Raw genomic sequence first — 23,952 nt, forward strand, 5'->3', positions numbered from 1 at the left:
CGGGGTCAGCTGGCCTTCTTCGCGGACGTCTTCCTGGGTGCCGCACGCTTGGCGGGGGCCTTCTTCGCCGGGGCCTTCTCGTCGCTGTCGGACTCGGTCTTCTTCGGAGCCGCCTTCTTCGCGGTGCCGGACGCGCGGGTCTTCGGAGCGGGAGCGTCGTCGGTGTCGTCAGCCGCGCCTCCCGTCCGCTTGCCGGCAGAGCCGGAACCCGACGCGGAGCCGGAACGCGATCCGCCGCCCTTGCTCGCCCGGTTCTTGTCCACCGAGGCGCGGAGCGCCGCCATCAGGTCGATGACGTCCCCGCCCTCGCTGTCGTCGTCATCGTCCGACGCGGCGAAGGTGTCCGAGGTGTCGACGTCGTCGCCCGCCTCGAGCTTGGCGTCGATGAGCTGCTGGAGCTGCGCCTGGTAGTCGTCGGTGAACTTCTCCGGCTCGAAGTCCGTCGACATGCTCTCCACCAGTGACGAGGACATCTTCAGCTCGTTCGCGGAGACCTTGACGTTCTCGTCGAGGGCCGTGAAGTCGGCGGCCCGGACCTCGTCGCCCCAGAGGAGCCCCTGCAGCAGCAGGACGTCGCCGTGCACGCGCAGCGCCCCGAGCCGGGTCTTCTGCCGGAGCGTGAACGACACGATGGCGGTGCGGTCCGTCTCCTCGAGGGTGCGTCGGAGCAGCACGTACGCCTTGGGGGAGCGGGAGTCCGGCTCGAGGTAGTACGACTTCTCGAAGAGCATCGGGTCGACCTGGTCGGTCGGCACGAACTCCAACACCTCGATCTCGTGCGACTGCTCGGTCGGCAGGGACTTGAGGTCGTCGGCGGTGAGCACGACCGTCTTGTCGCCGTCGTCGTAGGCGCGCTGGATGTCGGCGAACTCCACCTCGTGACCGAGCTCGCAGACGCGCTTGTAGCGGATGCGGCCCTTGTCCTCGCCGTGGACCTGGTGGAGCGACACGTCGTGCGTCTCGGTGGCCGCGTACACCTTGATCGGCACGTTGACGAGCCCGAACGCGATGGAGCCCTTCCAGATCGACCTCATGCGGCCATGATGCCCTGATCCGTCGGCCACCGTCCGTCTGGCGATCGTGGGGCCTCGGTCCGGTGCCGCGTCGCGCCTGGACAGCCTGGAGGATCTGAAAACGTCTTGCAGATCGGCCTGCCTCGGACTACAGTCCTGAAACAGCCTTTCAGAACGGAGTCCCGATGGACGAGACACGCCCGAACCTCGCCGACCCCGCGGTCCTCGACGCACTGGCGCACCCGGTCCGACTCGACGTGCTCGGCTTCCTGATGTCGTCCGGCCCCGCGACCGCCTCGGAGTGCGCCCGTGCAGTCGGTGACACCCCGTCGAACTGCAGTTACCACGTCCGGGTGCTCGCGCGGCACGGGCTCGTCGAGGCGGTCGGGTCGTCCGACGGCAGGACGAGGCCGTGGCGCGCGACGATCACGGGGTTCACGAACGAGGTCGACCCCGAGGACCAGGCCGGTGCCGACGCGATGCTCGCCGCGTCGCTCGAGCTCGACCACCACCTGGCGCGGGAGCACCTGCGGACGCGGGACACCCTGCCGGAGGCGTGGCGGGAGATCGAGGTGCACGCGCAGTACGGGCTCGTCGTCACCCCCGCCGAGCTGCGGGACATCGCGGCGCAGCTCGACGCGGTCATCCGGCCGTACGTGGCTTCGACCCGTCTGGACGCTCCCGAGGAGGCCGGCCACGTCCACCTCGGGGTGACGGCGTTCCCGCGACCACGGTTCGACCGATGACGACGCCCGCGCCGACGACGACGCCCACCCCGGAACGCGTGCAGCATCCGTCCGCGTTCGCCGTCCCCGCGTTCCGACGGCTCTGGGCAGCCGGGGTGGTGTCGGACTCGGGGGACTGGCTCCTCTTCATCGCACTGCCGCTCGTGGTGCTCCAGCTGAGCGGATCGGCGCTGACGACCTCGATCGCGTTCCTGCTCGAACTGCTGCCGCCGATCGTGCTGGCACCGTTCGTCGCGCGGCTCGTCGGCCGGGTGGACCGCAAGCGGCTCATGGTCGCGGTGAACATCGTCCAGGCGTGCTGTCTCGCCCCGCTGCTCCTCGTCGAGACGTCGGCCCAGCTGCCGATCGTCTACGGCGTGATCGTGGCGCAGGCGGCGTGCAGCGCGGTCTTCGAGCCGGCCAAGAACTCCCTGCTCCCGGACCTCGTCGACGCGGACCGGATCGTCTCCGCGAACGCCTTCGTCGGGCTCGGGCAGGACATCGGGCGGCTCGTCGGCGGTCCGCTCGGCGGGGTGCTCCTGGCGGTGGGGCACCTGCAGCTCGTGGCGGCGGCCGACCTCGTGACGTACGTGGGGTCGGCGATCCTGCTCGCGACGGTGCCGTCCGTGGCCTCGGACCCGGCCGCGCCACGTGGGGACAGGCGCCGACGTGCGCGGTCATCCGGACACGACCGACGCCGGGCTGCAGCGTCCGTGGCCGGGCCGAGCCGCGCCTCCCGTCCGTCGGTGCCGACCGACCACGTGCCGGCGGCCGCGCCACCCGCCCGGCCCCACGGCGTCCTCCGCGCGCTCGGTGCGTCCGCGACCCGCGGACCGTTCCTGGTGCTGTTCGTCGCCTCGATCGCGCAGGGGCTCTTCGTGGTGCTGTTCGTGTTCTTCGTGACGGACTCGATCGGCGGGAACGACGCCGACGTCGGGCTCCTCCGCGGCGTGCAGGCCGTCGGTGCGATCGCGGCCGGCGGTGTGCTCGCGCTCGCGGCGTCGCGGTTCCCGGTGGCGAAGGTCGCGATCGTCGGGGTGAGCGGGTTCGCGGTGCTGACGCTCGTCGTCTGGAACCTGTCGTACGCGACGCACGCGCTCTGGCCGTACGTGCTCCTGTTCGCGCTCGTCGGTGCGCCGGGCGTGCTCATCGGGACCGGGCTGACGAGTCTCCTGCAGCGCGTGACGACGTCGGCGTCACGCGGCGCGGTGTTCAGCGCACTCGGGCTCGTCGTGGCGGTGGGGCAGGCGATCGGGATGCTCACGGCCGGGACGCTGCAGGACGTCGTCGGGACGATGCCGCTCCTCGAGGTGCAGGCCGGAGCGTACGTCGTGGCGGCGGTGATCGCGGCGGTGATGCTGCCGCGGGTGGAGCGCGCACACGGGTGAGCCGGTAGCGGCCCACCGGCCCGCCACCCCGCCGGCCCGCCCGGCCCAGCCGCGGAGACCGGCTGTCGCTTTGCGGGGAAAGCGACCGATCCGCGCGGGGTTCCGGGGCAGCCTGTCGCTTTGCGGGGAAAGCGACGCCCGCGGCGACCGGCGTCCGACCCGCGAGTGTTCGATGGACCCATGAGCCAGCTCGACAAGCAGGACCCCCGCACGCAGTTCCCCGCACCGCCGTTCCCCGCGCAGACGCAGGGCGGCACCGGGGACACGAACGCCATGGACCCGAAGCCCGACCACGGTGAGACGAGCTACCTCGGCACCGGCCGGATGCCCGGCTACCGGGTGCTCGTGACGGGTGCGGACTCCGGGATCGGCCGGGCGGCGGCGATCGCGATGGCCAAGGAGGGCGCCGACGTCGCCCTGAGCGGTCTGCCGGACGAGCATGCCGAGCTCGAGGAGGTCCGCGACGTCATCGCCGACCTCGGACGGCGCGCCGTCATCCTGCCGGGCGACCTGACCGACGAGGACACCTGCCAGCAGCTCGTCACGGACGCGGTCAGCGAGCTCGGCGGTCTCGACTCCCTGGTGCTCGTCGCCGGACACCAGAAGGTCAACGAGGACATCACGGAGCACTCGACCGAGGACTTCGACCGCACCATGAAGGTCAACCTCTACGCGATGTTCTGGCTGTGCCGAGCAGCGGTCCCGCACATGGCACCCGGGTCGACGATCGTCACGACGGCGTCGGTCTCCGCGTACCAGCCGCAGTCCCGGATGATCGACTACGCGCTCACCAAGGCCGGGATCATCACGTTCACGAACGGTCTCGCCGGGCAGCTCGCGAGCAAGGGCATCCGCGCCAACACGATCGTCCCCGGCCCGATCTGGACGCCGCTCCAGCCGTCGTCCTACCCAGGCGACGAGATCGAGCACTACGGCGAGTCCGCGCCGTTCGGCCGCCCCGGGCAGCCCGTCGAGCTCGGGGCCGCGTACGTGCACCTGGCGGGACCGGAGTCGAGCTACACCTCGGGGTCCACGCTGACGATCGCCGGGGCGACCGGCGTCGCCGTCTGACGCGGACCCGGCGAACACGGACGACGAACACCGACCGACGACCGACGACCGACGGGACACGGGGAGCAGGCATGGCACGCGGACGCAGCGTCGTGGTCGGGGGACGCACCATGACCCTGACGAACCTCGACAAGGTCCTCTACCCGGAGACCGGCACCACCAAGGGCGACGTCCTGGCGTACTACGCCGCCGTCGCCCCGTGGATGCTCCCGCACTGCAAGGACCGGGCCGCCACGAGGAAACGCTGGGCCAACGGCGTCGACGGCCAGGTGTTCTTCGAGAAGAACCTGGCGTCGAGTGCGCCGGACTGGATCCGGCACCACACCATCGAGCACACCGACCACGACAACGAGTACCCGGTCGTCGACGACCTGCCGACGCTCACCTGGATGGCCCAGCAGGCCGCGCTCGAGCTCCACGTCCCGCAGTGGCGGTTCGGTCCTCGGGGCGGCATCCAGAGGCCGGACCGGCTCGTGCTCGACCTCGACCCCGGCGACGGCGTCGGCCTCCGGGAGTGCGTCGAGGTCGCCCTCGCCGCGCGGGAGGTCCTGCACGGCATGGGCCTCGACCCCTACCCCGTCACGAGCGGCAGCAAGGGCATCCACCTCCACGCCGCGCTCGACGGCCGGACCACGACCGACCAGGTCAGCGAGGTCGCGCACGAACTCGCGAAGGCGCTCGAGCAGGACATGCCGGACCTCGTCCTGTCCTCGATGTCCCGGAAGGCGCGCGAGGGCAAGGTCTTCGTCGACTGGTCGCAGAACAACGGCAACAAGACCACGATCGCGCCGTACTCGATGCGCGGCCGGTCGACACCGACGGTCGCGGCGCCGCGCAGCTGGGACGAGCTCGCCGACAAGCGGCTCGCGCAGCTCACGATCGACGAGGTCGTCGATCGCGTGCGCACCATGGGGGACCTGCTGCACCCGGTGGCCGCCGCGTCGCTCGCGGTCGGCCGCGCGGACGGCGGGCACTGGGACAGCGACCGGACCGAGGAGGCGAACGAGCACGAGCGGCCGGGAGGGACGGGGCACGACCGCCTGTCGGCCTACCGTGCAAAGCGTGATGCGTCCCGCACCCCGGAGCCGGTGCCGAGCGACGCGCCCACGGTCCGGACCGACGGCGTGCCGACGTTCGTCATCCAGGAGCACCACGCCTCGGCGCTGCACTGGGACTTCCGGCTCGAACACGACGGGGTGCTCGTCAGCTGGGCGCTGCCGAAGGGCGAGCCGGACGACCCCGGGCACAACCACCTTGCGGTGATGACCGAGGACCACCCCCTCGAGTACGGCGGCTTCGAGGGCACGATCCCCGGAGGCCAGTACGGCGGGGGCACCGTGACGATCTGGGACGCCGGCACCGCCGAGTACGAGAAGTGGCGGGACGGCAAGGAGGTCATCGTCACGCTGCACGGGTTCTCCCGCGGGGACCGTCGGCTCGCACTCCTGCACACCAGGGGCCGCGGCGGCGACGAGAAGAGCTGGCTCATCCACCGCACGAAGGAGCAGCCGGGTCAGGACCCGGCCGGTCCGTCGTCGAGCATCGCGGAGCCCGCCCGTCCCGACTCGACCGGCTCGGGGAGCGGAGCCGGTCGGGCGGGCTCGCACCGTGCCTCCCGGCCGTCCGACGCGACCACGTCGCGTGGTGCGTCGACCTCCTCCTCGTCGACCTCGTCGACCGAGCCCACCGACCACCGGCCGATGCTGGCCTCCCCGGTGCGGATCCCCGGCGCGCTCACCCCGGACGACTGGGCGTTCGAGATGAAGTGGGACGGGGTCCGGGCGCTCGCCGCGGTGCGCGACGGATCCGTCACGCTGACGAGCCGCAACGGCAACGACCTCACCGCGCAGTACCCGGAGCTCGCATCGTTGGCGGAGCGGGTCGGGGTCGACGCGGTCCTCGACGGGGAGATCGTCGCGCTCGACGAGCGCGGCCGGCCGGACTTCGGTCTGCTGCAGGACCGGATGGGGCTCACGAAGCCGCGCGAGATCGCCGCCGCCCGGAAGCGCACCCCCGTCCGGTACCTGGTGTTCGACGCGCTCGAGGCGGACGGGCACGACCTCCGGCGCATGACGTACGAGCACCGGCGTGAGGCGCTCGGCACCGTCGTCGAGCCCGGGGGAGCCGTCGACGTGCCGCCGGCGTTCGCGGGCACGCTCGACGAGGCGATGGCGGAGAGCCTCGACCGCGGACTGGAGGGCGTGGTCGCCAAGCGACGGAACTCGCGGTACTCGGACGGGTCGCGCTCCGAGGCCTGGGTGAAGGTGAAGCACCACGCCACCCAGGAGGTCGTCGTCGGCGGGTGGCGTCCCGGCGCCGGTCGACGCGCCGGCGGCATCGGGTCGCTGCTGCTCGGGGTGCCCGGTGCTGACGGACTCGACTACGTCGGGCGGGTCGGCACCGGGTTCCGCGACCGCGACCTCGATGAGATCCAGGATGTGCTCGCGGGGATCGGCGCGGACGGGTCGCCGTTCGTCGACGTCCCCCGACCCGATGCCCGCGACGCCACCTGGGTGACGCCGACACTCGTGGCCGAGGTCGAGTTCGCCGAGTGGACGGCCGGCGGGCGACTCCGGCAGCCGTCCTGGCGCGGATGGCGCCCGGACAAGCACCCGGACGAGGTCGTCCGCGAGGGGTGAGGGACCAGGGAGGATGCTCCCCGCGCCGAATCAGGTGGCGCAGGGAGCATCCCTGGAGCACCGTGGACGACCGACGTTCAGGGAAGGTCGACCACGGCGCGTCGAGCCACATCGGCGGATCCGGGTTCGGGTTCCGGACCCAGGCCAGTGTGGGGGTCACTCAGTAAGACGTCATCCGTGATGGAAACGTCACGCGAGATGCGAGAATTCTCGGGAACGCCCTGTCCGGACCGACCAGCACCACCCGACGCCACGAGGAGCGGATGCCGCGGGAACCGCTCGACCACATCGCCGACGTCGTCCTCGTCGGCCGTGCCGCTGACGGTGACACCGCCGCGTTCGGCGTGGTCGTCCGCCGCCACGGGCCGCTGATGCGGGCGTACGTGGCGCGCATCCTCGGGAACGAGGCCGACGCGGACGACGTCGTGCAGGAGGCCGTGCTGCAGGCGTGGCAGCGGATCGACTCGCTCGCGGACGCGGCGAACGTCCGTGCGTGGCTGTTCCGGATCGCCGCGAACAAGGCGTTCGACCGACTCCGCCGCCGGCACCCGCACGACGACCTCACCGACGTGGCGGACCTCGAGCACCCGGTGGCGAGCCGACCCGACCACGTCGTGGCGGTCCGGATGCAGGTCGAGGAGGTCGCGCGCATCGTGCAGGAGCTCCCCGACGCGCAGCGAGCCGTCTGGGTGATGCGCGAGGTCGGCGGGGCGTCGTACGCGGACATCGCCGAGCAGACCGGCATGCCGGCGGCGACGGTCAGGGGGATGCTGGCGAGGGCTCGACGGCGAGTGATGGACCGGATGGAGGGGTGGCGATGAACGGCGACGACGGCACTCGGGACGACGGCGCACGGGATGGCGGCGCTCGGGACGACGGCGCTCGGGACGACGGCGCTCGGTACGACGGGTTCACCCTCGACGAGCTGAACGACTACCTGGACGACGACCGGACCCCGGCGAACCCGGCGATCGACGCGAGTCCCGAGGCCGGTCGCGTGCTCGACCGGCTCGCCGCACTCCGGGACGCGTCGTGGCAGCTGCTCGAGGCCGACGCCACCGCCCACGAGACCGCGGACCGCGCGTGGATCGACCGCGTCCTCGCATCGGTGCGGGGCACGGCGCGGGCCGGACGGGACGTCCCCGTGCCCGACCCGGACCCGGCGGCGCGGTTGATCGTCACCGAGGGAGCGATCCGAGCGGCGGTCCGGCACGCTGGCGACGCGGTCGAGGGAGTGGTCGTCCGGCGGGTGCGGCTCCGGGGCGACGTGACGATCCCCGGCGTCCCGATCGACGTGGACGTGACCGCGTCGATCGAGGTCGGACGACCGATCGCGCCGATCACCGAGGCGCTGCATGCCGCCGCCGCCGAGGCGATCGGGCAGCACGCTCCGTTCCCGGTCGGCACACTCACCGTGCACGTGGTCGACGTGCACGGACCGGAGGACCGGGCATGACCGGGGAGTCGACGACCGCCGGGGGGCTGTCCAGCGCCATCACGAACGCGGTGGAGGCGCTCCCGGCCGTACTCGCCGTCGTCCCCCCTGGACCGGCGCTCGCCGTGCTCGTCGAGAACGCCCGGAGAGCCCTCGACGTCCCGCGGGAGGGCGGTGCGGTCGTCGTCCGTGCCGTGCCGGGTGGCGTCGATGTCCGGGTCGTCGTCGAGGTCCGCGCCTCGACCTCGGCACTCGACGCGGTCCGAGCGGTCCGGGACGTCGTCGTGGAGGTCGTGGCCGGCGCGACCGGCGTCATCCTCGTCGCGACGACGGTCCGCGTGGTCGAGATCCGCTAGGACCGCTCGGGCTCGGGCTCGGGCTCGGGCTCGGTGTCGGCCTCGGCCGCGGTGTCGGCTTCGGTTCAGGCTGCCGGCGCCGGGCCGTCGGCGGGCGCACTGTCGCCCGCGACGGGTGCTCCGTCGGCGGCGAGCTCCTCGTCCTCGGACACGTCGAGCTCGGCGGCGGCGTGGTGCTTGGCGTCGTCGATGGCCGCCTGGCTCTCCCGCAGCGACGAGTCGTCGGCCTGCGGTGCGAGGTTCTGGGGTTCGGTGGACTCCGGCTGTGTATCGGTCATGGTGCCATCCTGCTCCCGATGCCCGACGGGGGCACAGCTCGCGAGGGACGGGTCCGGCCGCGCAGCATCCCTCAGACCGGGGTGGAGGGCAGGTCGAGGTCGACCGCCGACACCGGTGCGGGCGTCGACGGCATGGGCGGCACGGCCGGCGTCCCGATCGCATCGGACGCGTCGAGGACCGCGCGTGTCGCGGCGGCTGCGCGCGAGAGCGCGTCCTGCACCGGCAGCGCACGATGCGCCGGGTTCGCGACCTCGACCCCCCACGGCTCGTCGAACCCGAGCTCGCGCATCACGCGGATGAACCCGACGAGGTCCCACGCTCCGGATCCGGGAACGATCCGGCCGTCGCGCGACTCGTCGGCCGGCACCGTCTCGGGCGTCGGGACGAGGACGCCGTCGGAGAGCTCCACGGCGAGGAGCGTCGACGGGTCGATGCCCGACCGCATGGAAGCCAGGGTCGATCCGCCCCGGAAGGCGTGCATCGCATCGACCAGGATGCCGCCGTTCGGATGTCCGGCCGACGCGACGAACCGCGACGCCTGCTCCACTGTCGACAGGTTCGACCACGGGACCGCCTCGAGGACGATCTCGGCGCCGACCTCCTCGGCCTGGTCGGCGAGTCGCAGCCAGTCCCGCGTCATCGCACCCGGGTTCGTGCACGGGGTCACGGTGTCCGCCGCGACGAGGATCTGCGTCGCGCGGAGCATCGCCGCGGCCTCGAGGAGCAGGACCCGATCGGCGTCGCTCGCCGCGCGCCGTGGGCCGTCGGTCCACCAGTCGTCGAGCGTGCCGAGCTGGATCCACACGATCCCGGCGTCGTCCAGCCTGCGCCGGAGCACCGAGAAACCGATCGTCTGTCGGGCCTGGCAGAGGTCCTCGGTGTCGAGTCCGATGCCGGAGAACCCGGCATCGACCACCGCACGGATCCTGACGTCGATCGGGACGGGGCTCGGCGCGCGGTCCTCGCCGTCGCCCGCCCGGAGCGCACCCGCGGACGTCCAGGACGTCGCGAGCAGGTCGTGTTCCTCCATCGCCCCTGGCCTCCCGATCCGTCAGTTCCGCTGACCCGGGCGTCGCCCCCGCGGCGTCCGGCTCATGGATACCCCGCGGACCTGCGCACGCTCACAGCGGCGCGACGCATGTGCGCAACACGGGCGTGGCTCAGACCACCGTCGTCGTGACCGTCCCGACACCGGCCAGGCGCCCCTCGAGCACGTCGCCGCGGACGACCGGACCGACGCCGTCCGGAGTGCCGGTGAACAGCAGGTCGCCCGGCTCCAGTCGGACGAACGTCGAGAGGACGACAATGGTCTCGGCGACGGACCAGATCAGATCGGCGAGGTCGCCGGACTGCCGGAGCTCGCCGTTGACACGCAGCTCGATCGCGCCGCGCGTCGGGTCGACCTCGGCCGCGGGGACGAGCGTGCCGATCGGGGCTGAGGCGTCGAACCCCTTCGCCATGTCCCACGGGCGCCCGAGCGACTTCGCCTCGGCCTGCAGATCGCGGCGGGTCATGTCGAGGCCCACGCCGTAGCCCCACACGTGGTCGAGGGCGTCGGCGACGGCGATGTCCGAACCGCCGACGCCGATCGCGACGACCTGCTCCACCTCGTGCTCGAACTGCTCGGTGTGCGTCGGGTACGGCAGGTCGGCCCCGCCGACGACGATCGCGTCCGCGGGCTTGCCGAAGAAGAACGGCGCCTCGCGGTCCGGGTCGTGGCCCATCTCCCTGGCGTGGGCGGCGTAGTTCCGGCCGACGCAGAACACCCGCCGCACGGGGAACGCGCCGCCGGCGCTCGTGGGCACGGACGGGAGGCTCGGGGCCGGGATCACGAGATCGGTCACGGTCCCATCATGGCCGGGTCCCCGCCGCGCTCGCCCTGCACACGGCGATCCGGCGGGAACACCGTGATGCAGGTGTTCCCGCCGGATCGGGGTGTGCGGGGGCGGGTGTCCCGCCCCCGCCGAGGCGGTGGTGCTACTCGCCGGCCTTCGAGAGCGCCGCGAACTCGTCATCGGTCAGCTCGATCGTCGCACCGGCGAGGTTGTCCTCGAGGTGGTCCACGGACGACGTCCCGGGGATCGGGAGCATCACCGGGGAGCGCTTGAGGAGCCAGGCGAGGGCGAGCTGCGACGGCGAGGCGTCGTGCTGCTTCGCGAGCTCGGTGAGCGGAGAACCCTCGCCGGTGAGCTTGCCGGTCGCGAGCGGGAACCACGGGATGAAGCCGATGCCCTGCTCCGTCGACCAGTCGAGGAGCTCCTCGGCGGACCGGTCGGTGAGGTTGTAGAGGTTCTGCACGGACACGATCGTCGCGATCTCCTGGGCCGCCTTGACGTCGTCCACGCCGACCTCGCTGAGGCCGATGTGGCGGATCTTGCCCTCGTCCTGGAGCTTCTTCAGCTCGCCGACCTGGTCTTCGAGCGGGACCTTCGGGTCGATACGGTGCAGCTGGAAGAGGTCGATGCGCTCGAGCCCGAGGCGGCGGAGGCTCATCTCGGCCTCCTGGCGGAGGTACTCCGGGCGTCCGACCGGCGGCCACTCGTTCGGTCCGGTGCGGGTCAGCCCGGCCTTCGTCGCGATGAGGACGTCGTCGCCGTAGGGGTGCAGCGCCTCGTGGAGGAGCTCCTCGGCGACGTACGGGCCGTAGCTGTCCGCGGTGTCGAAGAAGTTGACGCCGAGCTCGACGGCGCGCTTCAGGACGCGGATCGCCTCGTCGTGGTCCTTCGGCGGGCCCCACACACCCGGTCCGGTGAGCTGCATCGTGCCGTAGCCGAGGCGGTTGATCTCGATGTCCCCACCGATCCGGAACGTGCCGGATGCTGCTGCGGGACGGGTGGTGTCGGTCGTGTCGGTCATGTCTCCAGACAACGCCGTGCCCGCTTGGCTATTCCTCCGGGAGTCCGTACCCCGAGGCCGTCGCACCGGTTCCGGTCGTCGGCGCCGTTGTTCCCGAGGTGGTTGAGTCCGACGCAGCCGACGCAGCCGACGCAGCCGACGCAGCCAACGGAGTTGCTGCGGCAGCTGCTGCCGCCGCTGCAGCAGCTGCCGACGACCTCGCCGCGGAGCGCTCGGCGAAGACCTCGGCCAGGGTGGCCTTGCGCTGCACAAGTTGTCCTGCGACGTCCTTGTCGATCAACCACTGTCGATCGGCCTTCGACCCCTTCGACAGCTTCTTGATGGCGTTCTCGAGGATGCCGATCGATGCTCGCAGCATGATCGGATCGCGCGTCGGATCCCACGTCATGGTGCCTCCCCTTTCATCCGCTCCACCTGGATCGCGACCGCGATCCGGACATCATCCCCGTCGGACCATGCCAGTTCGGTGAGGGTCTCCAACATGACCACCCCCGCCTGTTGTTCTCCGGGGTGCTTGGAGAATGCATGCTCCGCGATCCACGACCACTGCTCCCACCACCGGTCCCGCCGCCGATCGACCGCGAGTTGCCGACGTGTCTCCTGCCCGACCAGAACCGACGCGACCACGGCCGCCGCCGCCACGATCGCGCTCATCACCGCCGCGGCGAACGTCGCGATCGCCTGCGCCGTCCATCCACCGTCCATCGCCACCTCCTGCGACGAACCTGCCCGACCGGGACCGGCCGCGAGGCGGGCGGGACCTGGCCTGTGGAGGGTGTGCCGTGCCTCCCGGCTGTGCAGGAGGAGCCGACCACGTGCGCGAGGTGCGCCCGACGCTCAGCGGGGTCGGCGGATCCGGATCGGTCCCTTGGCCGTCGACGGGTCGACGACCGACCCGCCCTGCGTGATCTCGGCCTCGCCGCGCGCGACCATCCGGCGTGCGGCGCGACGAGCGGGCTCCATGAGCGGCCGCCAGTCATCCGGCGCGACGCGGCGGGCGGCCTCGGACGGGCAGGTGCTCGACGTCAGGGCTCGCGCGTCGAGGATGTCGGAGATCGCCCGTTCGAGCGCCCGGTCGGTGTCGTCGATCCGGTGTCGGCGGCAGGCGTCGGAACAGTACTTCGCGTCGGCCGCAGCCGACGACGGCATCCGCCGGCCGCACGAGGCACAGGTGCGCTCCGCGTGCGCCGCTGCACTCGCCTCGAGCGACTCCCGCGACTGTCTGCCCGTGGCTCAGCCCTCCGACTCGTGGCCACCGGACTCGCCGGCGTCGTCCGTCGAGGGCTCGTCCTGCGGCCACCCGTCGAAGCGCCATCCGGCCACGGACGCGTGGTCCTCGCCGTGCTCGTACGCGAACGCACGGGCGGCCGTCCTGGCCTCGGAGAGCGTGGTGAGCAGGTCGTCGAAGCGGTCAGAGCCGTCCGCGACCCGGGTCAGGGCGTCGTGGGCCAGCGCGAACCGGTCCATGTCGTTCCGCATGAGCATGTCGAACGGCGACGTGGTCGTGCCCTGCTCCATGAATCCGTGCACGTGCAGGTCGTCGTGTCCGTGCCGACGGTAGGTCATCTGGTGCACGAGGTTCGGGTACCCGTGGAAGGCGAACACCGTCGGCGTCCCGGGCAGGAAGAGTGCGTCGTACTCCTCGTCGGGGATCGGGTGCTCGTGCCGACGCGGATCGCCGAGCGTCAGGATGTCCACGACGTTCACGACGCGGGTGATCACGTCGGGTGCGTGCTGCCGGATGATGTCGGCGGCGGCGACCGTCTCCACCGTCGGCACGTCGCCGGCGCACGCCAGCACGACGTCGACCCCGGTGCCGTCCGATCCACCGGCCGAGACCTCGGTTCCTGCCCAGTCCCACCTGCCGACCCCGGCCGCGACGTGTGCGACGGCGTCCGGCAGGCTCAGGAACACCGGCTCCTCGTGCTTGCCGGCGACGATGACCTCGATCCGCTCGGTGGTCTTCATCGCGTGCGTGGCGACGGCGAGGAGCGAGTTCGCGTCCGGCGGGAACTTGATCCGCACGAGGTCCTGCTGCTTCGAGGCGACGACATCGATGAACCCGGGGTCCTGGTGGGAGAAGCCGTTGTGGTCCTGCCGCCACACGTGGCTCGAGAGCAGGATCGTCAGGTTGGAGACGGGGACGCGCCAGTCGATGTCCACCGAGGACTCGAGCCACTTGGCGTGCTGGCCGACCATCGAGTCGATGATGTGCGCGAACGCCTCGTACGTGTTGATGATCCCGTGACGACCGCTCAGGACGTAGCCCTCGAGCATGCCCTCGAGGACGTGCTCGGAGAGGATCTCGGTCACGCGACCCCGCGGTGCCAGGTGCTCGTCGTTCTCGTCGGTGCGGGCACGCCAAACGCGGTTCGTGTCCTCGAACACGGCGTCGAGCTTGTTCGAGACGGTCTCGTCAGGGCCGAACAGCCGGAAGTTGTCCGGGTTCCGCGCGATGAGGTCACGGAGCCACGGTCCGAGGGTGCCGGTCGACGAGGCCGTCACCGAGCGGTCGTCGTCGACCTCGACGGCGTACGGCTCCAGGTCCGGCCGGTCGAGCGCCGTCCGGAGTCGGCCGCCGTTCGCGTGTGGCGTGGCGCTCATGCGCTTGTCGCCGTCCGGGCGGATGCCCCGCAGCACGCCGATCGGCAGACCGTCCTCGTCGAACAGGTCGTCCGGTCGGTAGGACTGCATCCACTCGATGAGCTGCTCCCGATGCCCTTCGTCGTCGCGAACGCCGGGCAGCGGGACCTGGTGCGCGCGGAAGGTGCCTTCGACCTGGACGCCGTCGACGGTCTTCGGGCCGGTCCAGCCCTTCGGGGTCCGCAGCACGATGAGGGGCCAGCGCGGGCGCTCGGGGGCCCCGCCGTTGCCGGAACGGGCCGCCGCCTGGATGTCGTCGATCTCGGCGAAGGCCCGACGCATCGCGCCGTCGAGGAGTGCGTGCACCGCGAACGGCTCGTGGTCCACGCGGGCCGAGTCGACGATGATCGGGGCGTACCCGAGGCCGCGGAAGTACGCGACGAGGTCCTCTTCCGGGATCCGCGCGAGGATCGTCGGGTTCGCGATCTTGTACCCGTTGAGGTTCAGGATCGGCAGCACTGCGCCGTCCTTCTCGGGGTCGAGGAACGTGTGTGCCTGCCACGACGCCGCGAGCGGGCCGGTCTCGGCCTCGCCGTCGCCGACCACACAGGCCACCACGAGGTCCGGGTTGTCGAGGGCGGCGCCGTACGCGTGCGCGACGGAGTAGCCGAGCTCGCCGCCCTCGTTGATGGAGCCGGGGGTCTCGGGGGCCGCGTGCGAGGGGATGCCGCCGGGGAACGAGAACTGCTTGAAGAACTGCGTGAGCCCCGGGACGTCGGGCGTGATCTCGGGGTACAGCTCGGTCCAGGTGCCCTCGAGCCAGGCGTTGGCGTTCATCGCCGGGCCGCCGTGCCCCGGGCCGCAGATGTACAGGACGTCGCGGTCGGTCTCGCTGATAAGCGCGTTGAGGTGCGCGTAGACGAGGTTGAGCGCCGGCGAGGTGCCCCAGTGTCCGAGCAGCCGCGGCTTGATGTCGTCGCGGGTGAGCGGCCTGCGGAGCAGTGGGTCGTCGAGGAGGTAGATCTGTCCGACGGTGAGGTAGTTCGCGGCTCGCCACCACGCGTCGATCGCGCGGAGTCGTTCGGACGTCGAGGTGGGGCGGGTGACCATGCCTCCACCGTATTCGGCGGCATGCTGCGGCATCCCAGGGAGGACGGCACCTGCCGGGACGACGGCGTACCGTCGAACCGGTGTGCGCGCCGCTGCGCACCGGAAGGACACACGATGGAACACCGCTTCCTGGGCAACTCCGGCCTGAAGGTCTCCGAGATCACCTACGGCAACTGGCTCACGCACGCCTCCCAAGTCGAGAACGACCAGGCGATCGCCTGCGTCCGCGCCGCGCTCGACGTCGGCATCTCGACGTTCGACACCGCTGACGTGTACGCGAACACGGGCGCCGAGACGGTCCTCGGCGAGGCGCTGAAGGGCGAACGCCGGCAGTCGCTCGAGATCGCCACGAAGGTCTTCGGCCCGACCGGTCCGAAGGGACACAACGACACCGGCCTGTCCCGCAAGCACATCCTCGAGTCGATCGACGGCTCGCTGCAGCGCCTGCAGACCGACTACGTCGACCTCTACCAGGCGCACCGCTTCGACGTCGAGACCCCGCTCGAGGAGACCTTCCAGGCCTTCGCCGACATCGTCCGCGCCGGCAAGGTGCTCTACATCGGTGTGAGTGAGTGGACCGCAGAGCAGCTCCGCGCCGGACACGCCCTGGCGAAGGACCTCGGGGTGCAGCTCATCTCGAACCAGCCGCAGTACTCCGCGCTCTGGCGGGTCATCGAGGGCGAGGTCGTCCCCACCTCGAAGGAGCTCGGGGTCTCGCAGATCGTCTGGTCGCCGATCGCACAGGGCGTCCTGACGGGCAAGTACGCGCCGGGGCAGCCGCTGCCCGAGGGTTCGCGCGCCACGGACGACAAGGGCGGCGCGAAGATGATCGAGCGGTTCATGCGCGACGAGGTGCTCGAGCGCGTGCAGGCACTCAAGCCCGTCGCGGACGAACTCGACCTCTCGATGGCGCAGCTCGCGGTCGCGTGGGTCCTGCAGAACGAGAACGTCGCGTCGGCGATCATCGGCGCTTCGCGCCCGGAGCAGGTGCACGACAACGCTGGTGCCGCCGGTGTGACGATCCCCGCCGAGCTGATGACCCGCATCGACGACGCCCTCGGGGACGTCATCGAGCGCGACCCGGCGAAGACGAAGGACAGCTCGCCGAAGCAGCGCGAGGCGTAACCCAGCGGCCGCTCGCCACGAGCCGGCGGGCCTGCGAGACACCGGGAAAGCGACACAGTGCGGGGAAACAACCGCGCACTGTGTCGCTTTCGCCGCAAACGGACAGTACGGCAGAGCGGGCGGGCGGGCGGGCGGGCGGTGCGGGGCGGGACGGGACGGGACGGGACAAGCTCAGCGCGAGCGCGCCCGCCGCCACCAGCGCCGCCGACGACGTTCCGCCGCGTCCGCGACCGCCTGCTCATCGGCGGCCGACCGCTCGAGGGCGAGCCGTGCCTCCCGGCGGTCGCGCCACCTGGCGACCTCGACCTCGACGTCGCGCACCCGCGTGACCACCGGTGGTCCGCCGAGCAGCTGCCGTCGTGCCTCGATCACCCGGTCGTCGAAGTCCTGCACGATCTCCCGCACGCGCGCCTCACCGGGTTCCGCGTCGAGCCGGTCGTCGAGCTCGGCGTCCTCCTTGCGGAGCGCGAGGGCGGGCGGACCGAGCCCGGTGAGCTCCTCGCGCTCCACGTAGCGCTTGATCCACCAGTCCGGGTCGTGTCGGCCGTCGTTGTCCGGCAGCGGCTTGCCCCGGAGAGGGTTGTCCTCGAAGACACCGCGCTCGAGCCCGTCGTCGATGAGGGCGTTCGCGTGCGCGACCATGTCCCGCGCACCCTGGAGCCGACGTTCCGCGCGGACCTCGTCGGGGTCGAGGGATCTGCTCCTGGGCTCGACACCGGCGCGTTCCTCGGCCTCGACCTGCTGGGCGAACCGGTAGCGTGCGGCCTTCCGGAGGCGGTCCATCCGTGCGTCGGCATCGCTCATCGCGCGTCCTCCCGTGCTGTGCGGTCCCCTCCATGTTCTCCCGTGCCGCCGCGGATGTCATCCAGGGCGGTCCGGAGCGCGCACCCGTGCGGTGCCCACCCGCCCGGAGCACCCGCCCGCGCAGACGCTCGCACACCCGTTCGCACACCCCTCAACCGGGCCCGACGAGCACCACCTCGACACTGCCCCGGTCGACGTGCACCGTGAGCACGTCGCTGCGGGCCCGCGCCACGAGCGACACCGAGGACCCGAACGCGACGGAGGCGGGCACGCACGACGACGTCGTCGCACGCCGGTCGGGGGACGCGAGGAAGCAGAGCTCCCCGTCATCGCGACGGACGACCCACGCCTCCCACGGCGTGCTCGGCGCGTCGGCACCGTTGGCGAAGAGCAGGCGGGCCGTGCCGGGCTGCATGTCCGACCGGAGCGCCTCGGGCAGGCGGTCGGCGTCCGTCTGGATCCGCGGGAGGATCCGCGCGAGCAGCGTCTGCTCGGCGACGGTCGAGTTCGGTCCGTCCGCCGCCGGGGCCTGCGCGCGCAGGAGGTTCGTGGCGAGTCCGCCGAGCAGGAACGCGACGACCGCGGTGCCGGCGACCAGGGCCACGGGGTGCAGCAGGAGCGACCGGACGATCGACGCGGTCCGCGCCCCGGAGTCGCCCGAGACCGGACCGGTGCGAGCAGGCGCAGCAGCATCAGCAGGACGGGCACCCGGAGCAGGAGCAGGACCACAAGCACCATCACCGGCACCAGCACCGGCACCAGCAGGAGCAGCACCCCCAGCAGCATCAGGCGCGTCCGCCACCACCCCGTCCCGCCCCGGCCGCACCGGTGCGAGCCGCCCGAGCGCGAGTGCCGCCGCCGCTGCGTCCGCCGGAGACGAGTCCGGCCCGTACGCGACCCGCTGCAGCCGCTCCCGCTCCGCCCCGAGCTCGTCCATCAGTCCCCGCCGATGAGGTCGATCCGCGCGACACCGCCGTCGACCCGCACGGCGAGCCCCTGCGCACCGTCGCGCGTGGTGTAGGAGACGTGTCCGCCGAGCGCCTGACGACCCGGCAGGCAGGTGATGTCGGTCGCGTACCGGTCCGGCGACGCGATGAAGCAGACGTCCCCGCCCGACCGTGCCCTGGCGATCCAGACCGCCCACGGCACCGGCGGTCGGTCGGCGTAGTTGGCGAACAGCAGCCGCGCGCTCGACCGGTCGACCGGCGCCTGCAGCGTCGACGGGAGCTCGTCCTCGGCCGTCTGGCCCCTGGCGAGCACCCGGGTCAGGGTCTCACTCCCCGAGTCGCTCGACCCGTCCTGCACGACGGCCGGACCGAGCCGTCCGACGGCCACGGTCCCGACGGCCCCCAGGGCGCCGGCCACGACCGCGGTCCCGAGCACCAGCACCCAGGTCCGCGACAGGCGAGCCCGGAGCCGCACCAGACCGCGGGGCCACACCGGGCGCGGAGACCACGCCACGGTCCGTCGCCGCCCCGGTCCGGCAGCGCGGCGAGCGTCCGGCCGGGGTTCGGCGGACACGGACGGGAGGGTCGGGGCTGCGTCCGCCCCGTCGGTGTCGGTCCGATGGTCGGTCGCGTCCGGTACCAGCGCCGCCGCCGTCGGTTCGGCACCGCGGGGGACGGACAGGACCGCCTCCGTGTCCGGAGCCTGCGGGGCGGGGGTGCGCCGTGCCTCCCGTCCGGCGCGTCGCCGGAGCAGCTCCGTCCGCGCGGCCGCCGCGGTGTCCGCCGGGGTCTCCGGTCCGAATGCGAGGGCCTCGACGGCGCCGTCGTCGAGCGCCCGGAAGTCAGGTGACCCCGTGCCGGTCCGTCGCTCGCCCATGCGCTGCCTCCGTCGCCATCATCGTCCGCGGAGGCAGGTCTCGCCAGCCCGGATCCGTCGGGCCGACGTGTGTCAGACCCGCGTGTGTGATTCGGCGCCGACGTCGGGGAGGACGTGCTTCACGTCGTCCGCACCGCCCCCGGCGAGCTCCTCGATGGTGATCGACGCGTTGATGAGCGCGAGGTGCGAGAGCCCCTGCGGGAGGTTCCCCATGAAGTCGCCGGTGTCGGCGCTGATCATCTCGGCGAACATCCCGACGTCGTTCCCCTGGGCGACCATGTCGTCCATGAGCGTGCGGGCCTCGTCCTCGCGTCCGACGCAGGCGAGGGCCGACGCGAGCCAGAACGAGCAGGCGACGAACGGCGACTCCTCGTCCTGCACACCCGAGTACCGGTACACGAGCGGGCCTGAGCTCAGCTGCTGCTTCACCGCCTCGATCGTCGCCGCCATGCGCGGGCCGCGGTCGAACCCGGACGGTGCGTGCAGCAGGATCGACGCGTCGAGCTTGTCGCTGCCCTGGTACATGACGTAGTAGCCGAGTTCCTCGTTCCACCCGTGCTCGGCGATCCAGTTGACGATGAGGTCCCGGTTCTTCGCCCACATGTCGCGGGACCCCTGGAGCTGGCCGACGTCGTACAGGGTGATCGCGGCGTCGAGCGCCTGCCAGCAGCCGATCTTGCTCGTGACGTAGTGCTGGATGTCCTCGAGCTCCCACATGCCGGAGTCGGGCTGCTCCCACTTCGTGCAGGCCTCGTCCGCGAGCGATTCCAGGGTCTTCGCGGTCTGCCGGTCGAGGACGTTCCCCTCGTCGACGTACTGCCGCATGATGTCGAAGATGTCGCCCCAGACACCGAGCTGGAGCTGGTCGCCAGCGCGGTTGCCCTCGGTGACGGGGCCGATGCCGCGCCAGCCCGGGGCGTCGCGCTCCTCGACCTCGTCGGAGCGTTCGCCGCCGAGCGTGTAGAAGATCGGCATGCCGTCGTCGTGGTGCGCGATGGTCCGCATGAGCCAGGAGACCGCCGCGTGGGTCTCCTCGCGGAGGCCGAAGCGGTTCAGGGCGCGGACCGTGTACGCGAGGTCCCTGACCCAGGCGAACCGGTAGTCCCAGTTCTTCCCGCCGTCGCGGTTCTCCGGCAGGCTCGTGGTGCCCGCTGCGGCGATCGAGCCCGTGGGGGAGTGGATGAGGAGCTTCAGGGCGAGGGCGCTCCGCTCGACGGCGGCGGCCCAGGGTCCGTCGTAGGAGAACGCCTCCGACCAGGTCTGCCAGTTCTGGATCGTCCGGTCGATGCCGCGCATGGTGTTGTGCGGCTCGGGGATGAAGATCGGCTCGTCGTGCGTTCCGACGATCGTCAGGATGCTCTTCGAGCCGGCCTCGGTGTCGGTGGCACCCGTCGTGCGGAAGTGTCCGGAGAACCGGGCGCCGTCCTCGTGGACGGGGTCGAAGCCCTCCTCGACGATCGCGATGGTGACGCCGTCGATGGCGATCACCGCGCCGTTCACGGTGTCGAGCCGCTCGGGGGTCGCCTGTCCGAGGAGTGTCCCCGGCTCGACCGCCCAGGCGAACTCCACGGTGCCGGTGACACCCTGCACGCACCGCCCGATCTCCGCCCACGGGAGGCGTCCCGCGACGCCGGTGACCATCGCGTCGGTGACGGTCGCGGTGCCGGTGTCGGTCGTCCACGTCGTGACGAGCACGTTCGTGCCGGGTTCGTACGCCCGCTCCATCCGGACGGGCCCGTGGTCGTCGGTCGGGCGGAGGGCGATGTGGCCGCCGTGCTCGGCGTCGAGGATCGCGGCGAACACGGCGGGGGAGTCGAGGTCCGGCACGGGGAGCCAGTCGATGCGGCCGTCGCGGGCGATCAGTGCGACGGTCCGGCCGTCACCGATCGCGGCGTAGGAGCGGAGGGCGGCGTACCCGTCGATGCGTTCGTCGACGTCCTGCGGTGCGGCGGCCAGCTGGTCGGCGGTCGTGGCGGAGGTGGGCTCGTGGTGGGCGGGCATCCCCCGAGTCAACTCCGCGGAGGTGCCTCGGGGCTGGGGCTGGCGTCCCCCGGCCCGGTCACGCCGTCCCGACGCTGCTGCTGCTGCTGCCACCGTCGCTCGATCGGCGTCTGCACCAACCCGGTGGCCGCCGCGAGGAGAAGCGACCAGAACCCGAGCCCGGGGACCACCAGCGAGAGCACGAGGGCCAGGGTGAACGACACGGCGGTGAGCGCGATGCCGAGCACCCCGGAGCGGCCCACTGGCTCGCGGTCCCCGCTCAGCTGCGGGTGCGCGCGGAGGTTGATCGAGGCCGAGGCCAGCGCCGCACTCGAGACGATCAGCGTCCCGATGTAGAGACAGAGGGTGGCCGGGCTCGTGGAGTACGCGGTGATCACCGCCGTCGGCAGGGGCAGCACCACGATGGTGAACGTCCAGACGAGACTCTCGATCACGAGTCGGGTGGACAGGAACTCCACGTGCCGGAAGAGCTGGTGGTGCGCCCACCACAGTCGCGCGATGACGGCGAAGCTGACCACGAACGCGATGATCTCGCTCGTGTGGTCGGCCAGGAGGTCGCCGACGGACTGCCCCTTGGCCTGGGACTCCGGCACGAGGTCGACGAGCGGGAGCACCAGGAGCGTGATCGCGATCGCGGCGACGCCGTCCGTGAACGTGATGAGGCGTTCGGCGTTCGTCTCGGGTCTGCGCACGCGGCCAGTATGGCGTACACCTCGGATCAGTTCTGCTCGCGCAGACGACACCGGGACGTGGCAGCGTCCGCGCGGTTGTCGTCAGCACGGACCGGGCCTCGGGCGGGTCAGCTCCAGTGGCCGGGGCGCTCGAACCCCTCGGGCAGCCGCGTCCGGGCATCGCCCCGCGCGGCGGCGACCTGCGGCCGGGTGAGGAACGCCGCACGGGACAGGTCAGCGCCGGACAGGTCGGTGTCGCGGAGGTCCGCCCCGAGCAGCACCGCGTGGCCGAGGTCCGCCCCGGACAGGTCGGCGGCGATGAGCACAGCGCCCCGGAGGTCTGCACCCCGCAGGTCGGCGCCGGCGAGACGGGCTCCGAGGAGGTCGCCACCCGGCTCGACACGGTTCGGGAGCGGGCGAGGTCGCTCCGCCGAACCACGCGCCACGACGGGCGCCACGACCCGACGGAGCACCACGGCCACACGGTCGCGGAGCGCGTCGACGTCGACGGCCGTCAGTTCCTCCGGCGGCAGGTCGCCGGTCCGGTCGACGACGTCGGCCATCGCCTGCACATCGGACTGGAGGCCCGGATCACCCTCCGCGAGCCGGCTCGCGTCGTCGAGATGGGCGAGCAGCTCGTGCAGCTGCCGCATCACCGGGAACACGGCGAACATGCTCGCGCGCGTCGCGGGGTCCTCCCGCCAGGAGCGGCCTCCGAAGGAACGTTGTGCGACCCGCTGTCCGGCGCCGTGGCAGTCGAAGACGGTGCACCCCGGGAAGCCACGGGGACGCAGCTCGGCGTGGATGCCGCAGCGGTAGTCCTCCTGCACGTTCACGCACGGCTCCCCGGCGGGCTTGTCGAACCCGAAGTCCGCCGACCGCGCGAACCCGAGCGCGACGCAACACAGTGCGAAACAGGAGCCGCAGTCGGCACGGAGGTCGGGCCTCCCGGCCGTGGTGGACGCAGTGCTCATGGGACCGAGCCTATGGTGCCGGATCGGTTCTCCAGCAGGGAGCGTCAACTGTGCCAGGGAGTCCCTCGGCCAGTCGACGCCCCCTGGGGCACAACCGGACGGCCGGTCGCAGAACCTGGCGGCCGGTCGCAGAACCGGACGGCCGGTCCTGGAACTGGGCCGGGCCGAGCCGCCGACGCGTAGACAGGCCGCATGCCATCAGCGACCACCGGTCCCGTGACCCTGTTCTCCGACGCCCGAGCCGTGCTCGCCGAGAGCCTCGTCTGGGACCGGGCGGAGAACCTGCTCCGGTGGACGGACATCACGCTCGGGACGCTCGTCACGGCCGACCGCGACGGTGTCGTCCGCGCGACGGCACAGCTGCCGCCACCGCTGGCGTCCTTCCAGCCGCGCGTCGGTGGTGGGTTCGTCGCCGCGCTCCAGGACGTCGTGGTGCTGACCGACCGGGACGGGGTCGTCGAGCGGGAGCTCGCCCACGTCGACCACGCCACGGTGGGGAGCCGGTTCAACGAGGGCAAGTGCGACCCGTTCGGCCGGTTCGTGATCGGTGGGATGAACCTCGGCGGTGACCCGGACGCGGCCCTGTGGTCGATCGACCCGGACGGCACCGCCACCCTCCTCCGCGGTGGCTTCGGGACCACGAACGGCTTCGAGTGGTCCGACGCCGGCGACGAGATGTTCGTGACGGACACCTCGGTGTCGACGATCTACCGGGCGCCGTACGGTCCCGACGGTGTGCTCGGGGACCTCGAGCCGTTCATCGTCGGGGACGCGCACGACGGGCTCGTCCGTGACGACGAGGGGTGTTTCTGGGGAGCGATCTACGGCGGCGGCCGGGTGGAGCGGTACTCCCCGGACGGCGAACACCTGGAGACGATCGAGGTCCCGGCGCCGAACGTCACCTCGGTCGGGTTCGGCGGCCCGGACATGTCGACGCTCTTCATCGCGACCGCGCGGGAGAACCTCACCGAGGAGCAGCTCGAGGCGTCGCCGTCCTCCGGCGGGATCTTCGCGGTGCCGACGACCGTGCGCGGGTTCCCGGCCCACGCCTTCCGGGGGTGACGAGGGGTGACGAGGGCCGGCGGGGGTGACGCGCTA

General features: G+C 72.0%; 24 protein-coding genes. 9 read left to right on the forward strand and 15 right to left on the reverse strand.

What is annotated here, in order from left to right; genetic code table 11:
• Positions 1-5 precede the first annotated feature (5 nt).
• Positions 6-1,034 carry a non-homologous end joining protein Ku gene (ku, locus tag ASF23_RS13725; protein ID WP_055954735.1) on the reverse strand — a complete coding sequence of 343 codons (1,029 nt, stop codon included), beginning with the start codon at positions 1,032-1,034 and terminating at the stop codon, positions 6-8.
• A gap of 164 nt (positions 1,035-1,198) precedes the next feature.
• Here ku and ASF23_RS13730 point away from each other — a divergent pair, with 164 nt between their 5' ends.
• From ASF23_RS13730 to ASF23_RS13760, 7 genes are all read left to right on the forward strand, one after another.
• Positions 1,199-1,759, forward strand: coding sequence for a winged helix-turn-helix domain-containing protein (locus ASF23_RS13730; protein ID WP_055954737.1), 561 nt, complete (start codon positions 1,199-1,201; stop codon positions 1,757-1,759).
• Positions 1,756-3,126 carry an MFS transporter gene (locus tag ASF23_RS13735; RefSeq protein WP_055954740.1) on the forward strand — a complete coding sequence of 457 codons (1,371 nt, stop codon included), beginning with the start codon at positions 1,756-1,758 and terminating at the stop codon, positions 3,124-3,126. Before ASF23_RS13730 ends, ASF23_RS13735 begins: the two co-directional genes overlap by 4 nt.
• A 180-nt stretch (positions 3,127-3,306) precedes the next feature.
• Positions 3,307-4,197, forward strand: coding sequence for an SDR family oxidoreductase (locus ASF23_RS13740; protein WP_055954742.1), 891 nt, complete (start codon positions 3,307-3,309; stop codon positions 4,195-4,197).
• Positions 4,198-4,268: 71 nt separating this feature from the next.
• Entirely contained in the window at positions 4,269-6,836 is a 2,568-nt protein-coding gene (locus ASF23_RS13745) for an ATP-dependent DNA ligase (protein ID WP_055954745.1), read from the forward strand.
• A 263-nt stretch (positions 6,837-7,099) separates the two neighbouring features.
• Positions 7,100-7,657, forward strand: coding sequence for an RNA polymerase sigma factor (locus tag ASF23_RS13750; protein ID WP_055954748.1), 558 nt, complete (start codon positions 7,100-7,102; stop codon positions 7,655-7,657).
• Positions 7,654-8,292: a hypothetical protein gene (locus ASF23_RS13755; RefSeq protein WP_156364528.1), complete on the forward strand. Its 639-nt coding sequence runs from the start codon at positions 7,654-7,656 to the stop codon at positions 8,290-8,292. Before ASF23_RS13750 ends, ASF23_RS13755 begins: the two co-directional genes overlap by 4 nt.
• Entirely contained in the window at positions 8,289-8,627 is a 339-nt protein-coding gene (locus ASF23_RS13760) for a hypothetical protein (protein ID WP_055954754.1), read from the forward strand. The genes ASF23_RS13755 and ASF23_RS13760 overlap by 4 nt, the downstream gene beginning before the upstream one ends.
• Positions 8,628-8,692: 65 nt before the next feature.
• On the opposite strand, the gene ASF23_RS13765 is transcribed toward ASF23_RS13760, so the two are convergent.
• The 8 genes from ASF23_RS13765 to ASF23_RS13800 all read right to left on the reverse strand — a co-directional run bounded on the left by ASF23_RS13765 (position 8,693) and on the right by ASF23_RS13800 (position 15,455).
• Positions 8,693-8,905 (reverse strand): hypothetical protein, encoded by a 213-nt coding sequence (locus ASF23_RS13765; RefSeq protein WP_055954757.1) that lies wholly within the window; start codon positions 8,903-8,905, stop codon positions 8,693-8,695.
• 71 nt (positions 8,906-8,976) lie between these two features.
• Positions 8,977-9,936: a sugar phosphate isomerase/epimerase family protein gene (locus ASF23_RS13770; protein WP_055954761.1), complete on the reverse strand. Its 960-nt coding sequence runs from the start codon at positions 9,934-9,936 to the stop codon at positions 8,977-8,979.
• A gap of 130 nt (positions 9,937-10,066) precedes the next feature.
• Positions 10,067-10,750 carry a fumarylacetoacetate hydrolase family protein gene (locus ASF23_RS13775; protein ID WP_055954764.1) on the reverse strand — a complete coding sequence of 228 codons (684 nt, stop codon included), beginning with the start codon at positions 10,748-10,750 and terminating at the stop codon, positions 10,067-10,069.
• A gap of 133 nt (positions 10,751-10,883) precedes the next feature.
• The gene (locus tag ASF23_RS13780) at positions 10,884-11,762 is read right to left on the reverse strand and encodes an aldo/keto reductase (RefSeq protein WP_055954766.1); all 879 of its coding nucleotides are present in this window, start codon (positions 11,760-11,762) and stop codon (positions 10,884-10,886) included.
• A gap of 28 nt (positions 11,763-11,790) precedes the next feature.
• Positions 11,791-12,150 (reverse strand): hypothetical protein, encoded by a 360-nt coding sequence (locus ASF23_RS13785; protein WP_055954769.1) that lies wholly within the window; start codon positions 12,148-12,150, stop codon positions 11,791-11,793.
• Entirely contained in the window at positions 12,147-12,416 is a 270-nt protein-coding gene (locus ASF23_RS13790; RefSeq protein WP_156364529.1) for a hypothetical protein, read from the reverse strand. Before ASF23_RS13790 ends, ASF23_RS13785 begins: the two co-directional genes overlap by 4 nt.
• Positions 12,417-12,599: 183 nt before the next feature.
• A complete protein-coding gene (locus ASF23_RS13795) occupies positions 12,600-12,911 on the reverse strand; it encodes a DUF3253 domain-containing protein (protein ID WP_055954773.1) in 312 nt (103 codons plus the stop codon).
• Positions 12,912-12,995: 84 nt separating this feature from the next.
• Positions 12,996-15,455 carry a phosphoketolase family protein gene (locus ASF23_RS13800; RefSeq protein ID WP_055954776.1) on the reverse strand — a complete coding sequence of 820 codons (2,460 nt, stop codon included), beginning with the start codon at positions 15,453-15,455 and terminating at the stop codon, positions 12,996-12,998.
• A 114-nt stretch (positions 15,456-15,569) separates the two neighbouring features.
• Between ASF23_RS13800 and ASF23_RS13805 the strand changes: the two genes are divergently transcribed.
• Positions 15,570-16,580: an aldo/keto reductase family protein gene (locus ASF23_RS13805; RefSeq protein WP_055954780.1), complete on the forward strand. Its 1,011-nt coding sequence runs from the start codon at positions 15,570-15,572 to the stop codon at positions 16,578-16,580.
• 171 nt (positions 16,581-16,751) lie between these two features.
• On the opposite strand, the gene ASF23_RS13810 is transcribed toward ASF23_RS13805, so the two are convergent.
• The 6 genes from ASF23_RS13810 to ASF23_RS13835 form a co-directional block, all read right to left on the reverse strand.
• Positions 16,752-17,384, reverse strand: coding sequence for a J-domain-containing protein (locus ASF23_RS13810; protein WP_055954783.1), 633 nt, complete (start codon positions 17,382-17,384; stop codon positions 16,752-16,754).
• A gap of 151 nt (positions 17,385-17,535) precedes the next feature.
• The gene (locus tag ASF23_RS18410) at positions 17,536-18,321 is read right to left on the reverse strand and encodes a hypothetical protein (protein ID WP_156364530.1); all 786 of its coding nucleotides are present in this window, start codon (positions 18,319-18,321) and stop codon (positions 17,536-17,538) included.
• Entirely contained in the window at positions 18,321-19,208 is an 888-nt protein-coding gene (locus tag ASF23_RS13820; RefSeq protein ID WP_055954789.1) for a hypothetical protein, read from the reverse strand. Before ASF23_RS13820 ends, ASF23_RS18410 begins: the two co-directional genes overlap by 1 nt.
• Before the next feature lie 72 nt (positions 19,209-19,280).
• Positions 19,281-21,209 carry a glycoside hydrolase family 15 protein gene (locus tag ASF23_RS13825; protein ID WP_082474177.1) on the reverse strand — a complete coding sequence of 643 codons (1,929 nt, stop codon included), beginning with the start codon at positions 21,207-21,209 and terminating at the stop codon, positions 19,281-19,283.
• Between the two features lie 8 nt (positions 21,210-21,217).
• Complete coding sequence (locus tag ASF23_RS13830; protein ID WP_055954792.1) at positions 21,218-21,901, reverse strand: TMEM175 family protein; 684 nt, start codon at positions 21,899-21,901, stop codon at positions 21,218-21,220.
• A gap of 107 nt (positions 21,902-22,008) precedes the next feature.
• Positions 22,009-22,854 carry a pentapeptide repeat-containing protein gene (locus ASF23_RS13835; protein ID WP_055954795.1) on the reverse strand — a complete coding sequence of 282 codons (846 nt, stop codon included), beginning with the start codon at positions 22,852-22,854 and terminating at the stop codon, positions 22,009-22,011.
• A 192-nt stretch (positions 22,855-23,046) separates the two neighbouring features.
• Here ASF23_RS13835 and ASF23_RS13840 point away from each other — a divergent pair, with 192 nt between their 5' ends.
• Entirely contained in the window at positions 23,047-23,916 is an 870-nt protein-coding gene (locus tag ASF23_RS13840) for an SMP-30/gluconolactonase/LRE family protein (protein WP_055954798.1), read from the forward strand.
• Positions 23,917-23,952 lie beyond the last annotated feature (36 nt).

Source organism: Curtobacterium sp. Leaf261 (assembly GCF_001422205.1).
GTDB lineage: Bacteria > Actinomycetota > Actinomycetes > Actinomycetales > Microbacteriaceae > Curtobacterium.

What these genes read in the sequence shown, in the direction of transcription:
- ku (WP_055954735.1), bottom strand. Translation starts at nt 1,034, where the DNA reads ATGAGGTCGATCTGGAAGGGCTCCATCGCGTTCGGGCTCGTCAACGTG.
- ASF23_RS13730 (WP_055954737.1), top strand. Translation starts at nt 1,199, where the DNA reads ATGGACGAGACACGCCCGAACCTCGCCGACCCCGCGGTCCTCGACGCA.
- ASF23_RS13735 (WP_055954740.1), top strand. Translation starts at nt 1,756, where the DNA reads ATGACGACGCCCGCGCCGACGACGACGCCCACCCCGGAACGCGTGCAG.
- ASF23_RS13740 (WP_055954742.1), top strand. Translation starts at nt 3,307, where the DNA reads ATGAGCCAGCTCGACAAGCAGGACCCCCGCACGCAGTTCCCCGCACCG.
- ASF23_RS13745 (WP_055954745.1), top strand. Translation starts at nt 4,269, where the DNA reads ATGGCACGCGGACGCAGCGTCGTGGTCGGGGGACGCACCATGACCCTG.
- ASF23_RS13750 (WP_055954748.1), top strand. Translation starts at nt 7,100, where the DNA reads ATGCCGCGGGAACCGCTCGACCACATCGCCGACGTCGTCCTCGTCGGC.
- ASF23_RS13755 (WP_156364528.1), top strand. Translation starts at nt 7,654, where the DNA reads ATGAACGGCGACGACGGCACTCGGGACGACGGCGCACGGGATGGCGGC.
- ASF23_RS13760 (WP_055954754.1), top strand. Translation starts at nt 8,289, where the DNA reads ATGACCGGGGAGTCGACGACCGCCGGGGGGCTGTCCAGCGCCATCACG.
- ASF23_RS13765 (WP_055954757.1), bottom strand. Translation starts at nt 8,905, where the DNA reads ATGACCGATACACAGCCGGAGTCCACCGAACCCCAGAACCTCGCACCG.
- ASF23_RS13770 (WP_055954761.1), bottom strand. Translation starts at nt 9,936, where the DNA reads ATGGAGGAACACGACCTGCTCGCGACGTCCTGGACGTCCGCGGGTGCG.
- ASF23_RS13780 (WP_055954766.1), bottom strand. Translation starts at nt 11,762, where the DNA reads ATGACCGACACGACCGACACCACCCGTCCCGCAGCAGCATCCGGCACG.
- ASF23_RS13785 (WP_055954769.1), bottom strand. Translation starts at nt 12,150, where the DNA reads ATGACGTGGGATCCGACGCGCGATCCGATCATGCTGCGAGCATCGATC.
- ASF23_RS13790 (WP_156364529.1), bottom strand. Translation starts at nt 12,416, where the DNA reads ATGAGCGCGATCGTGGCGGCGGCGGCCGTGGTCGCGTCGGTTCTGGTC.
- ASF23_RS13795 (WP_055954773.1), bottom strand. Translation starts at nt 12,911, where the DNA reads ATGCCGTCGTCGGCTGCGGCCGACGCGAAGTACTGTTCCGACGCCTGC.
- ASF23_RS13800 (WP_055954776.1), bottom strand. Translation starts at nt 15,455, where the DNA reads ATGGTCACCCGCCCCACCTCGACGTCCGAACGACTCCGCGCGATCGAC.
- ASF23_RS13805 (WP_055954780.1), top strand. Translation starts at nt 15,570, where the DNA reads ATGGAACACCGCTTCCTGGGCAACTCCGGCCTGAAGGTCTCCGAGATC.
- ASF23_RS13810 (WP_055954783.1), bottom strand. Translation starts at nt 17,384, where the DNA reads ATGAGCGATGCCGACGCACGGATGGACCGCCTCCGGAAGGCCGCACGC.
- ASF23_RS18410 (WP_156364530.1), bottom strand. Translation starts at nt 18,321, where the DNA reads ATGGACGAGCTCGGGGCGGAGCGGGAGCGGCTGCAGCGGGTCGCGTAC.
- ASF23_RS13820 (WP_055954789.1), bottom strand. Translation starts at nt 19,208, where the DNA reads ATGGGCGAGCGACGGACCGGCACGGGGTCACCTGACTTCCGGGCGCTC.
- ASF23_RS13825 (WP_082474177.1), bottom strand. Translation starts at nt 21,209, where the DNA reads ATGCCCGCCCACCACGAGCCCACCTCCGCCACGACCGCCGACCAGCTG.
- ASF23_RS13835 (WP_055954795.1), bottom strand. Translation starts at nt 22,854, where the DNA reads ATGAGCACTGCGTCCACCACGGCCGGGAGGCCCGACCTCCGTGCCGAC.
- ASF23_RS13840 (WP_055954798.1), top strand. Translation starts at nt 23,047, where the DNA reads ATGCCATCAGCGACCACCGGTCCCGTGACCCTGTTCTCCGACGCCCGA.